This is a genomic window from Sphingomonas kyeonggiensis (assembly GCF_014196745.1).
Taxonomy (GTDB): Bacteria; Pseudomonadota; Alphaproteobacteria; order Sphingomonadales; family Sphingomonadaceae; genus Sphingomonas; species Sphingomonas kyeonggiensis.
On record NZ_JACIEH010000001.1, the window covers coordinates 841,119 to 853,365 of the forward strand.

Genomic DNA, 12,247 nt, shown 5'->3' on the forward strand with positions numbered 1-12,247 from the left:
TGTGTAACGAGGACATAACACCGTCTTAACGCGGAATTGCCTCGGACACATTTTCGCAAAGCGCGGTAACGATTGGACCCGGCACGCGTTCCTGCGATCGCGGCGCTTTCCCAATTGGGACGCTTTGCCTAGTAGATTCGCATGCGCTTCATTTTCCGCCGCGAGCGAGCGGCTTGATACATCTCACCCAATCCGCCGCGGTGCTCGCGGGCGCCGTGCTGGCGCTGCTCGTCATCGGCGGGGTGTGGGCGCTGTTCTCCGGGTTGCGCGCCCGGGCCGAAGCCACAGCGATTGCCGAGACCAATACCCAGCTCGCCGCCCTGCTCAGCGGCGCGCCGGCACAGGCGATGCTGGTCCGCGCCGATGGCCGCATAGAGCTGCCGCGCCGGCTCGGCGACTGGCTGGGTTTCCAGGATCTGCCGCGCGAGCTCGGCGATCTCAGCACTGCTGATGCCGGGTTGCTGCCCGAAGATGCCGATGCACTCGGCGTCCAGGTTTCCGCGGCGCAGAAGGCCGGCAAGCCTTTCACTCTTTCCGTGCGCGCGCGGGGATCCGAGCGTGCGCTGCTCGTGATCGGCGAGCGGGCGCCCCAGGCGGTCAACGCCCCCGGCGGCGTGGTGCTCTGGTTCCTCGACGCGACCGAGAGCCAGTCCGAGATCAGCCGCCTGCAGCGCGAAGCCACGCGCCTGCGCGCCGCCTTCGATGCGCTCACCGCGCTGATCGAGGCCGCGCCGATGCCGATGTGGTATCGCGGTGCCGACCTGCGCCTGCTCATGGTCAACAGCGCCTATGTCGAGGCAGTCGAAGGCAAGGATTCCGAGGACGTCGTCGCGCGCGGGCTCGAGCTGGTCGAGGGCGTCGGCATGGGCGGGCCGCTCGCCAACGCCGCGATCGCGCGTGATACCGGCGAGCCGCAGACCGCGGCGATGCCCGCGACGATCGGCGGCAAGCGCCGGATGCTGCGCCTCCACGACATGCCGCTCGGCACCGGCGGCGTCGCCGGCTTCGCGGTCGATATCGAGGAGCTCGAGCAGGCGCGGGGCGGGCTCAAGCGCTTCGCCGCGGCCCAGCGCGCGATGCTCGACCGGATTTCGGCCGGCGTCGCGCAGTTCGGCGCGGACCGGAGCCTGATCTTCTCCAACCAGCCCTTCCGCCGCATGTTCGCGATGAAGAACGAATGGCTGGCCGATCGTCCCGAGTTCGACCGCGTGCTCGATCGTATGCGCGAGGCCAATCGCCTGCCCGAGGTGCGCGACTATCCGGCCTGGAAGGTGGAGCGGCGCGAATGGTTCGTCTCGGCCGACGCGGTCGAGGAGACCTGGAGCCTCGGTGCCACCCACATGCGCGTCGTCGCGCAGCCGCTGCCCGAAGGTGGGCTGCTGCTGCTGTTCGAGGACCAGACCCAGCAGTTCGAGCTGCAGCGCGAGCATGGCGAGATGCAGCAGGTGCGCACCGCCACGCTGGAGGGTCTTGCCGAAGCGGTCGCCGTGTTCGGCAAGGGCCGGCTCCAGCTGTGGAACCGCAAGTTCCGCCAGGTCTGGGGCTTCGAGGACGCTTTCCTCGATGGCCATCCCCAAGTGCAGGCGCTGGTTCGCGCCTTCGGGCCGAAGCTGGTCAAGGCGTCGCGCGCGGAGATCATCGGCGACCTGATCCGCATCGCTGCGCAGGATCGCCAGTCGCGCGGTTCGAGCATCGCCTTTGCCGATGGCCGCCATTTCGACATCACCGCGGTACCGTTGCCCGATGGCAACGCGCTGGTGACGATGCTCGACACCACCGATCATCACCGCGCCGAGCGCGCGCTCAGTGCCCGCAACGAAGCGCTGGAGGCGGCGGACCGGGTCAAGACCTCGTTCCTCGCCAATATGAGCTACGAGCTGCGTACCCCGCTCACTTCGATCAAGGGCTTTGCCGAGATGCTCCATGGCGGCTTCGCGGGCCAGCTGAGCGAGAGCGGCACCGAATATTCGGAGGCGATCCTCGTCTCGGTCGATCGGCTGGGCACGATGATCGACGAAGTGCTCGACCTGACCCAGAACGAAGGCTCGCCGCTGGAAAGGGCGACGGTCGATATCGAGCATGCTGCGCAGAATGCCGCCGAGGCAGTGGCGCCGCTCGCCAAGGCCAAGCACATCGATCTGGTGGTGGAGAATGCCGGTACGGCCGGTGCGATCACCGGCGATGCGCGCCGCGTCCGCCAGGTGATCGAGCATCTCCTGCGCCACGCCGTCTCGCAGACGCCGGAGCAGGGCAGGGTGCTGCTCCATCTCGACGGCAACAGCCGGGTTGCCCGCGTGATCGTCTCGGACAATGGCCCCGGCATGACGCCCGAGCAGGTCGCGAGCGCCTTCGATCGCTTCGCCCAGTTCGGCAATGCCCGCGGCAACCAGCGCTCGCTGGGGCTCGGCCTCCCACTCGCCAAGCAGTTCGTCGACGCGCACCGCGGCCGGATCGAGCTGATCTCCGAGCCCGGCGAGGGCACGCTGGTGACGGTGGAGCTGCCACGGAAATGATCCTTGGCTCGCCCGAAGACTCGCTCGAACTCGGCCGCCGCCTCGCCGAACTGGTGCACCCCGGCGACGTGATCGCGCTGTCCGGCCCGCTCGGCGCCGGCAAGACCAGCATCGCGCGCGGTCTGCTCGCCGCGCTCGGGCTGGAGGAGGAAGCGCCGTCGCCCAGCTTCGCGATCGTCCAGCCCTATGAGCCGCCCGAGGTCCGTTTCCCGGTGCTGCACGTCGATCTCTACCGGATCGACGATCCGTCGGAGGCGGAGGAACTGGGCCTGGACGATGCCCGCTATGATTCGCTGCTGATCGTCGAATGGCCCGAGCGGCTGGGCGATGCGGCGTGGCACGATGCGCTGTGGTTGTCCCTGGATGTGGCACCGGATGGCGCGCGTGTCTTGACAGCGAAAGTGCCCGCGGCATGGAAGGACCGATGGTTCCTGACATGAATCCGCCCGCCGCGGCGCCCGACTTCCTCGTTGCCGCCGGTTGGGGCGGAGCCGAGATCCGCCCGCTCGCCGGCGACGCCTCGTTCCGCCGCTATTTCCGGGTGGTGGAGCATGACCGCACCGCGATCCTGATGGACGCGCCGCCGCCGCACGAGGATCCGCGCCCCTTCATCAACATCGCCCGCTGGCTGACCGGCCACGGCTTCGCCGCCCCGGAGATCCTCCACGAGGACCTCACCCAGGGTCTGGTCCTCATCCAGGACTTCGGCGACGCCCGCATGCGCGAGACCGTCGACGCCGCGCCCGAGAGCGAGCTGCGCCTCTACGAAGAAGCGATCGACCTGATCATCCGCCTCGCCGGGCATCCGGCGGCGGACCTGCTCAAGCCCTACGGTCTCGCCGAATATCACCGCGAGGCGAACCTGCTCCCCGAATGGTATTGCCCCGCGGTCGGCCTCGAGGTCGACATGGATGGTTACCGCGCCGCTTGGGACGAAGTGCTCGCGCCGGTGCTCACGGGTCACACGCCTGTCACGGTGCTGCGCGACTACCATGTCGAGAACATCATGCTGATCGACGGTAGTGCGGAAACCTTGGGCCTGCTCGACTTCCAGGACGCTCTGGCGGGCCATCCCGCCTATGACCTCGTCTCGCTGCTGCAGGACGCGCGCCGCGACGTACCGGTCGAACTCGAGACCGCGATGCTCGATCGCTACAAGCGCATCACCGGCGAAGGCGATGCGTTCGATATCGCCTATCACGTGCTCGGCGCACAGCGGAACGCCAAGATCGTCGGCATCTTCACCCGGCTGTGGAAGCGCGACGGCAAGCCGCGCTATCCGGGCCTCTGCCCGCGCGTCTGGACCTATCTCAATCGCGACCTCCAGCACCCCGCGCTCAAGCCGGTCGCCGACTGGTTCGAGGCGAACATCCCCGCCGACATGCGCGGCGACCCCCTGACGATCGCAGGTTCGGGCGCAGGCGCATGAAGCCTTCCGCTACCTATTCGCTGCGCCCCAATCCGGTGGTCGCGATGCCCGAGACCGCGATGGTGATGGCCGCCGGCCTCGGCAAGCGCATGCGCCCGCTCACCGTCACGCGCCCCAAGCCGCTGGTCGAGGTCGCCGGCAAGACCTTGCTCGACCACACCATGGATCACCTGCGCGAGGCCGGGATCAGGCGCGCCGTGGTCAACGTCCACTACCTCGCCGACCAGGTCGAGGCGCACCTCAAGGTCCGTGCCGGCGACGTCGAGGTGCTGATCTCGGACGAGCGCGCCCAGCTGATGGAGACCGGCGGCGGCATCGTCCAGGCCCGTGACCTGCTCGGCGACAAGCCCTTCTTCACGGTGAACAGCGACACGCTCTGGGTCGACGGCCCGATCGGCTCGCTCAACGCGCTCGCGGCCGCCTGGGACGATGAGAAGATGGACGCGCTGCTCCTGCTGGTGCCGCTTGCCCGTGCGTTCAGCCACCGTGGCCAGGGCGATTTCCGCCTCGATCCGCTCGGCCGCATCACCGAGCGCCGCAAGCCCGGCCGCCTCGCGCCGTTCGTGTACGCTGGCGCCCAGATCCTTTCGCCCCGCGTGATCAAGGATTGGCCCGAGGGTCCGTTCTCGACCAACCTCTTCTGGAACCGCGCGCTGGAGCAGGGGCGGTTGTGGGGCACGGTCCACCAGGGCCTTTGGTTCGACGTCGGCACCCCGGCGGCGGTCAAGGAAGCCGAAGAGATACTGGCGGAGATGTGACAGCGCGGCTGTTGACGCGCGGACTCCCTGATGTGATCCAGACCAGAATGAGTGGATTGCTACTGATCGTCGAAGACACATTCGACATTCCGAGCTTGGGCGGGCTCATTGTCGTGCCGGGTCCGTTGCAGCAGGATTATCATGGACCGCTGGAATTGTCGGTCGTGCTCAAAAAGCCGGACGGATCGGAACAGTTTGATACGCTACGTATGCAGCATGTTTTCCAAACGCCTCCGCCCAAGGAGCTTCGTTGGGTGTGCCGTTTGACGGGCGCGAGCAAGAACGACGTTCCAATCGGCACGCAGGTCTGGGCCGTTTAGGCCCATGCCCACCGCCCTCCATCTCTACACCATTCCCCCGCACCGTGCCTTCGCGGATGCGCTGGCGAACGGGCTGATCAAGCGCTTCGGGGCCGATCCGATGGCGCTCGCCCGCGGCATCGTCCTGCTCCCCAACAACCGTGCGAAACGCGCGATCCAGGACGCGTTCGTCCGCGCCAGTGGCGGCGGTCTCCTCCTTCCGCGCCTCGTCGCGGTCGGCGATCCCGAGCTGGACGAGGCGGTGTTCGACGCGGCGGGCGATCCGGAGCCCGTCGCCCCCGCGGTCGGCCCGCTCCAGCGCCAGCTCATCCTCGCCCGGCTGATCCAGCAGGCCGAGCCCCGTCACGACGCCGCCGAAGCCGTCCGCCTCGCCGGCGACCTCGCCGCCACGCTCGACCAGCTGCTGATCGAGGAAGTCCCGCCCCGCCGCCTCAAGGAGCTCGACCTCGGCCCCGAGCTTTCTGCTCATTGGGAGCGCTCGCTCAAGCTGTTCGAGATCGTCCTCGAACGCTGGCCGCGCGAGCTCGCCCGGCTCGGCCGCATAGACCTGGCCGATCGCCGCCGCCTGCTGATCGACAAGGTCGCCAAACGCTGGCGGACCAGCCCGCCCGAGGGGTTCGTCTGTGCCGCGGGCATCACCGCCAGCGCGCCGGCCATCGCCCGGCTCCAGCGCGTCGTCGCCGGCCTACCCCGGGGCATGGTCGTCCTCCCGGACCTCGCCATCGGCATTTCCGACGCCGAATGGGACATGCTCGGCCCGCACGCCCCCGATCCCGCTACCGGCCGGCGCCGGCGCAACCTCGAGACGCACCCGCAATTCCACCTCAAGCTCCTCCTGGAGCGGATGGGCGTCCACCGCAGCGAGTTCGATCCCTGGCGCGCGGCCAGCGAGCATGACGCCGCGCCCTCGCGCAGCAAGGCGATCGCCTCGGCGATGCAGCCGCCCGAGCTGACCCATGGCTGGACGACGCTGCCCGAGAAGGAGCGCAAGCTCGACGGCGTCCGCGCGCTCGAAGTCGCGACTCCGGCCGAGGAGGCCCAGGCGATTGCGCTCGCCCTTCGCCAGACCCTGGAGACGCCGGCCCGCACCGCCGCGCTCGTCACCCCCGATCGCGCGCTCGCCCGCCGCGTCGCCGCGCATTGCGCCCGCTGGGGGATCGTGGTCGACGATTCCGCCGGCCAGCCGCTGTCGATCCTGCCACCGGGCACCTTGCTGCTCGCGCTCGCCGATGCCGCCGCCCAGCGCTTCGCCCCGCTGCCGTTGCTGACCCTGCTCAAGCATCCGCTGGTGATGCCCGAGGCGCGCACCGAATGGCTCGACGGCGCCCGCCTGCTCGATCGCGCGCTGCGCGGGCCACGCCCCGCGCCCGATCTCGCCGGGATCGACCGCCATCTGACCGAGCAGGAGGGCAGGGACGGCCCGCTCCGCCAGGCGGCGCTCCGCTGGTGGCCCACCGCACGCGCGTTGCTGGCGCCGCTCGAAGCCGCATTCGGTGCCGGCGCCCAGCCGATCCCCGTCCTGCTCGCGGCCCTGCGCGAAGCCGCCCAGGCGCTGGGTGGCGACGGCCTGTGGAGCCGTGCCGAGGGCCGCGCCGCCGCGACTTTGCTCGACGATCTCGAGCGCGAGGGCGTCGACGGCCCGCACCGCGCCGATCCCGACACGCTCGCTCCGATGCTGCGTACGCTGATGGACCAGATCGCCGTGCGTCCGCCCCAGGGCGGCCATCCGCGCCTCGCCATCCTCGGCCAGCTCGAGGCGCGCCTGCAGACCGCCGACCTGATGATCTTGTCGGGGCTCAACGAAGGCGTCTGGCCGGGCCTGCCCGCGCCCGATCCCTGGCTCGCCCCGCGTATCCGTGCCGAGCTGGGCCTGCCTGGCCTGGAGCGCCGTATCGGCCTGGCGGCACATGACCTCGCCGGCGCGCTCGGTGCACCCGAAGTGCTGCTCACCCGCGCCCGGCGCGACGCCACCGCGCCGACGATTGCCTCGCGTTTCTGGCTCCGCCTCGAAGCGCTGTCGGGCGGCCTCGATCGTGCGCCCGATCTTGCGGCCTGGGTGCACGCGATCGACGATCCCGGCGCGCACGAACCCGCCGAACGCCCCGAGCCATTGCCCCCGGTCGAGGACCGCCCCAAGGCTATCTCGGTCACCGAGGTGGATCGCCTCAAGGCCGATCCCTATGCCTTCTATGCCCGCCGCATGCTCAAGCTCGGGCCGCTCGATCCGGTCGATGCCGATCCCAGCGCGGCATGGCGCGGCACGGCGGTGCACGACGTTCTTCAGAAATGGTTCGAACTCGACAGTTGCGATCCGGCCAAGCTGCGCGCCCGCGCCGAGGCGATGCTGGCGGACGAGCGCACCCATCCGATGATGCGCGCGCTCTGGCAGCCGCGCCTGATGGAGGCGATCGACTGGATCGCCCGCCAGATCGCCGAGAACCCGGCCCGCAAGGTCCTTGCGGTCGAGCTGGACGGCGACATCGAGTTCGCCGGGGTGAAGCTCCGCGGCAAGTTCGACCGGATCGATCGCATGCCCGATGGCAGCCTGGCGATCATCGACTACAAGACCGGCCAGCCGCCCAGCACCCGCGCGGTCCGCGCCGGGTTCAGCCTGCAGCTGGGCCTGCTCGGCCTGATCGCCGAGCGCGGCGGCTTCCAGGACATCGAAGGGGTGGCGCGCGCCTTCGAATACTGGTCGCTCGCACGGTCCCCGCGCACCGGCGGCTTCGGCTATGTCGACAGCCCCGTCGATCCGAAGAAGAAGGAGCCGATCCCGGCCGAGGAGTTCGTCGATCTCGCCGCGCACCACTTCGCGGAAGCTGTCGCGTCCTGGCTGACCGGCGACGCGCCGTTCACCGCCAAGCTCCACCCCGAATATGCGCCGTACGCGGAGTACGACCAGCTGATGCGGCTTGATGAATGGTATGGCCGTGAGTGAGTTGCGCTCGACCCTCACCCTTCCGCCGCCTTCGGCGGCTCCCTCCCTCTCCCAAAGGGAGAGGGATTTTAGCTCCCGCTCCCATTGGGAGCGGGAAGGGGCCCGCGAGGCGCAGCCGAGTGGGAAGGGTGAGGGTAGTCTGGAAATCGCGAATGTCTGAAGTCCGCCCCCTCCACAAACTCAAGGGCAACCAGAAGACCGCGTCCGATCCCGGCCGCCATATCTGGCTCTCCGCCTCGGCCGGCACCGGCAAGACCCAGGTGCTCGCGGCGCGGGTCTGGCGGCTGCTGCTGAACGGCACCGATCCCGGCGCGATCCTCTGCCTCACCTTCACCAAGGCGGGCGCCGCCGAGATGTCCGAGCGGATCACCAGCCGGCTCGCCCGCTGGGTCCGCGCGTCCGACACCGAGCTCGCCGCCGACCTCGAGGCGCTGGGCGAGAACATCTCGCCTGCCGGTCGCGAAAAGGCCCGCCAGCTCTTCGCCAAGGTGCTCGACGCGCCCGGCGGCGGCATCCGCATCCAGACGATCCACAGCTTCTGCCAGTCGCTGCTCGCTGCCTTCCCGATGGAAGCGGGCCTGGTCCCCGGCTTCCGCCCGCTCGATCAGCGCGAGGAGGCGGTGCTGGCGCGCGAAGCGCTGGCCGAGATGCTGGTCGATGCCGTGCGCGACGGGCGCGACTGGATCGTCGATGCGGTCGGTGCGCTGTCGCTGCGGCTGGGCGAAGGCAAGGCCGAGGATTTCCTCAAGGAATGCGCGCGGGCAGGGGAGGCGATGACCGACCTTCCGCCCGCGATCCAGCCTTACCTCCGCGAGGCGCTGGGCCTGCCCGAAGGCGATATCGATGCCGAGATCGCCCGGCGTTGTGCCGATGACAGCTTCGACCTTGGCAGCCTGCGCGCGCTCACCGTGATGAATGCCGATTGGGGCACCGCGCGCGGCCTCGAGCGGGCGGATATCGCCGCCGCCTGGCTCTCGAAAGGCCCGGAGGCACGCGCTGCGAGCCTCGCCGATCTCCATTCGATCTGGGCCACCGCCAAGGGCGAGCCGCGTTCCTTCGGCAAGGGCCAGGCCCCGCAGGAGCCGAGCTACGCCGATTATGCGATGCGGCTCCACGCCACCTGCGCCGCGCTGCTCGGCATGAAGACCCAGGCGGCCTATGCGGACCTGCTCGCCCGCGGGCTGGAGGCCGGCCGAATCTATGCCGAGACCTATCGCCAGGCCAAGCGCCGCCTCGGCGCGGTCGATTTCAACGACCTGATCCACGCCACCGTCGCGTTGCTCGCCGAGCCCGGCATGGGCGAATGGGTGCGCTTCAAGCTCGATCAGGCGACCGAGCACGTCCTGATCGACGAGGCGCAGGACACCAATCCCCAGCAATGGGCGATCGTCAGCGCAATCGCGGACGAGTTCTTCGTCGGCGAGGGCGTGCGCGCCGAGACGGTCCGCACCCTGTTCACCGTCGGCGACTACAAGCAGGCGATATTCGGCTTCCAGGGCACCGATCCGATCTTCTTCCGAGCGGCGTTCGAACGCTTCCTGGCCAAGTCGCAGATCCACCCCGATCTCGATTACGCGTTCGACGCGGACAAGCCCGAGCCGCGCGAGGTCGAGGAGCTGTCGCTCACCCACAGCTTCCGCTCGACCCGCCCGGTGCTCGAATTCGTCGATGCCGCGCTCGGCGCGTTGCCCGCGCCGGGCATGGGTGAACTTTCGGATCTGGAGGAACATGCGAGCGAAGTGCCCGGTCCCGGCACGGTCACGCTCTGGCCGCCGGTCACCGAAGGCGGCAGCGAGGCGGACGAAGAGGAATGGGTCAGCGATGCCACCCGCAAGCTCGCCGGCGATATCGCCAAGGCGATCAAGGGCTGGATCGGCACGCTCGAACTCGAGAGCAAGGGCCGCACCCTCGCGCCGGAGGATGTGATGATCCTGGTCAAGCGCCGGGGCGAGCTTGCCTCGCTGATCGTCGCGCGGCTCTATGCAGAGGGCGTGCCGGTCGCCGGCGTCGATCGCCTCCGGCTCAACGCGCCGCTGGCGGTGCAGGATCTGCTCGCCGCGATCCGCTTCGCGCTTCAGCCTGAGGACGATCTGTCGCTGGCCTCGCTGCTGGTATCGCCCTTGATAGGCTGGACGCAGCAGGAATTAATGGACGCCTGTGTACGCACCAGTGGCGGACTGTGGCGCCACCTGCGCCAGACCCAGCCCGAAGCACGCCTCGCGCCGCTCTACGCATTGCTCGCACGCGCTGACATCGCCACGCCCTATCGCTTTCTGGAAGAACTACTTTCTGGCCCTTTGGACGGTCGCCGCAAGCTGTTGCGCCGGCTGGGCGAGGAAGCCCGCGATCCGATCGAAGAACTGCTCAATGCGACGCTCAATTTCGAAAAGTTGGCGACCCCTTCCTTGCAGCGATTCCTCGACTGGTTCGATCGCGGCGACGTCGAGATCGTCCGCGATGCGGCCCAGCCCCAGGCGGCGGTGCGGGTGATGACCGCGCATGGCGCGAAGGGGCTCCAGGCGCCTCTGGTCATCCTCGCCGATGCGACGGTGGATCCGACACGGTCTCCGCGCGACTTTCTGGGTTGGGAACCGTCTACTGCGTCTGGAAAGATTCCGATCTTCCGTCCGCGCGCCTCCGAGCGGGGGGTGCTCGGAGAGGTGTTGGAAAATGCCGATGCGCGCGAACTCAGCGAGCATTGGCGTCTGTTCTACGTCGCTGCCACCCGGGCCGAGGAACGCCTGGTCATAGCCGGTGCCCTGGGGCCCATGGCCAAGGGCGTGCCGCCTGCGAAGAGCTGGTACGCCGCCAGTGCCGCGGCGCTCGACGCCCTGGGTGTGTCCGAGGGCGAGACCCGCGAATTCAAGGGCTTGCGCCCCCAGAACCCGGTTCCTGCCAGGGCGCGGACCGCCTCCGGCCCGGCGGTGGTGGCTGCCCTCCCTGACTGGGCGCGTCGCCCGGCTCCGGCGGAGGCCCGTCCGCCGCGCCCGCTGGCGCCCTCGTCGCTGGGTGACGACAGCGTCGCCGATCCGCCACCCAGCCCGGCGATGCGCGCCGCGGCCGAACGCGGCCGGCTGCTTCACGCCCTTTTCGAGCGATTGCCGTCGGTTAGCCCCGGCGACCGGGCCGCTGCCGCCGAGCGCTGGCTGGCCGGGGCAGGGGGCGTCACGGACGAAGCCCTGCGCGGCGAGCTGGTCTCTGCAGCCCTGGCCGTCACCGAGGATCCGCGCTTTGCCGACCTGTTCGGCCCCGGCTCGCTGGGCGAGGCGCCGATCGCTGCCGTGGTGGGGGAAGGCGTCGTCGTCTCGGGTACGGTCGACCGGCTGGTGGTCACCCCCAGCCATGTCCGGGTCATCGACTTCAAGACCGGCCGCCGCGCGCCCGCCGACCTGGAGGCGATCCCGCCCTATCATCTCCGTCAGATGGCCGCCTATGTCGCTGCGCTGGCGGTGATTTTCCCCGGGCGCACGATCGAGGCGGGTCTGCTCTATGCGGCCGGCCCGGTCCTCCACCTGTTGCCGCCGGATCTGCTCTCGGCGCACAAGCCCGGCTTCGCGGATATGGAGCAAAGCTTGGGCCTGCGCGCTTGACCCGGCGAGGTCGCACCATAGATTAGCACCCAACATCGTATCAGGAGTTTACCCATGGCCACCAAGGCGACCACCGACGCCCAGTTCAGCAGCGACGTTCTCGAGTCCGGCAAGCCCGTGCTCGTGGATTTCTGGGCGGAGTGGTGCGGGCCGTGCAAGATGATCGCCCCGGCGCTGGAAGAACTCGCCGAGGAGTTGGGCGACCAGGTCCAGATCATCAAGCTCGACATTGACGAGAACCCCGACGCTCCGACCAAGTACGGAGTGCGTGGCATCCCAACCATGATCCTGTTCAAGAACGGCCAGCCGGCGGCGACGCAGGTCGGCGCGATGCCGAAGAGCGGCATCAAGAAGTGGCTCGAAGCGCAGCTCTGAGCCTGTGGGCGAGCTGGTAGTCCTCGATGATGCCAGCTTCGACGGGGTGGTGCGCAGCCACCCCGTGGTGCTCGTTCACTTCGCTGCGGATTGGTCGCGTCCGTCCCAGCTCCTGAGCCCGGTCATCCGGCAAATCGCTCAGGAGCGGGACGACGCGCTGATCTGCCAGGTCAACGTCGACACCAGCCCCCTTGCGACCAGCCCCTTCATGATCCGTAACGTGCCCACGCTGATCTTCCTGAAGCAGGGCACGGTCGTGCTGCGCCATGTCGGCATGGCGCAGCACAATGTGGTCACGGCGATGCTGAACTCGCTGGTCTAGCC

9 protein-coding genes are annotated in these 12,247 nt (G+C 69.1%); all 9 read left to right on the forward strand.

Features of this window, described 5'->3' with window-relative positions; all coding sequences use genetic code 11:
• The first annotated feature begins 173 nt into the window (after positions 1–173).
• Positions 174–2,513, forward strand: coding sequence for a PAS domain-containing sensor histidine kinase (locus tag GGR46_RS04185; protein WP_183994818.1), 2,340 nt, complete (start codon positions 174–176; stop codon positions 2,511–2,513).
• Positions 2,510–2,953 (forward strand): tRNA (adenosine(37)-N6)-threonylcarbamoyltransferase complex ATPase subunit type 1 TsaE, encoded by a 444-nt coding sequence (gene tsaE, locus GGR46_RS04190; protein ID WP_183994819.1) that lies wholly within the window; start codon positions 2,510–2,512, stop codon positions 2,951–2,953. The genes GGR46_RS04185 and tsaE overlap by 4 nt, the downstream gene beginning before the upstream one ends.
• Positions 2,950–3,942 carry an aminoglycoside phosphotransferase family protein gene (locus tag GGR46_RS04195; RefSeq protein WP_183996730.1) on the forward strand — a complete coding sequence of 331 codons (993 nt, stop codon included), beginning with the start codon at positions 2,950–2,952 and terminating at the stop codon, positions 3,940–3,942. Before tsaE ends, GGR46_RS04195 begins: the two co-directional genes overlap by 4 nt.
• A complete protein-coding gene (locus GGR46_RS04200; RefSeq protein WP_183994822.1) occupies positions 3,939–4,700 on the forward strand; it encodes a nucleotidyltransferase family protein in 762 nt (253 codons plus the stop codon). The genes GGR46_RS04195 and GGR46_RS04200 overlap by 4 nt, the downstream gene beginning before the upstream one ends.
• Positions 4,701–4,747: 47 nt before the next feature.
• Positions 4,748–5,020: a hypothetical protein gene (locus tag GGR46_RS04205; RefSeq protein ID WP_183994824.1), complete on the forward strand. Its 273-nt coding sequence runs from the start codon at positions 4,748–4,750 to the stop codon at positions 5,018–5,020.
• Positions 5,021–5,024: 4 nt separating this feature from the next.
• Positions 5,025–7,958, forward strand: a complete 2,934-nt coding sequence (addB, locus tag GGR46_RS04210; RefSeq protein WP_183994826.1) for a double-strand break repair protein AddB — start codon at positions 5,025–5,027, stop codon at positions 7,956–7,958.
• Positions 7,959–8,110: 152 nt separating this feature from the next.
• Positions 8,111–11,548, forward strand: a complete 3,438-nt coding sequence (addA, locus tag GGR46_RS04215; RefSeq protein WP_183994828.1) for a double-strand break repair helicase AddA — start codon at positions 8,111–8,113, stop codon at positions 11,546–11,548.
• 54 nt (positions 11,549–11,602) lie between these two features.
• The gene (gene trxA / locus GGR46_RS04220; protein ID WP_183994830.1) at positions 11,603–11,923 is read left to right on the forward strand and encodes a thioredoxin; all 321 of its coding nucleotides are present in this window, start codon (positions 11,603–11,605) and stop codon (positions 11,921–11,923) included.
• Between the two features lie 4 nt (positions 11,924–11,927).
• Positions 11,928–12,245, forward strand: coding sequence for a thioredoxin domain-containing protein (locus tag GGR46_RS04225; protein ID WP_183994832.1), 318 nt, complete (start codon positions 11,928–11,930; stop codon positions 12,243–12,245).
• The last annotated feature ends 2 nt before the right edge of the window (positions 12,246–12,247 follow it).

Bases quoted from the DNA above. Each gene is read 5' to 3' on its own strand.
- tsaE (WP_183994819.1), top strand. From the start codon at position 2,510: ATGATCCTTGGCTCGCCCGAAGACTCGCTCGAACTCGGCCGCCGCCTC.
- GGR46_RS04195 (WP_183996730.1), top strand. From the start codon at position 2,950: ATGAATCCGCCCGCCGCGGCGCCCGACTTCCTCGTTGCCGCCGGTTGG.
- GGR46_RS04200 (WP_183994822.1), top strand. From the start codon at position 3,939: ATGAAGCCTTCCGCTACCTATTCGCTGCGCCCCAATCCGGTGGTCGCG.
- GGR46_RS04205 (WP_183994824.1), top strand. From the start codon at position 4,748: ATGAGTGGATTGCTACTGATCGTCGAAGACACATTCGACATTCCGAGC.
- addB (WP_183994826.1), top strand. From the start codon at position 5,025: ATGCCCACCGCCCTCCATCTCTACACCATTCCCCCGCACCGTGCCTTC.
- addA (WP_183994828.1), top strand. From the start codon at position 8,111: ATGTCTGAAGTCCGCCCCCTCCACAAACTCAAGGGCAACCAGAAGACC.
- trxA (WP_183994830.1), top strand. From the start codon at position 11,603: ATGGCCACCAAGGCGACCACCGACGCCCAGTTCAGCAGCGACGTTCTC.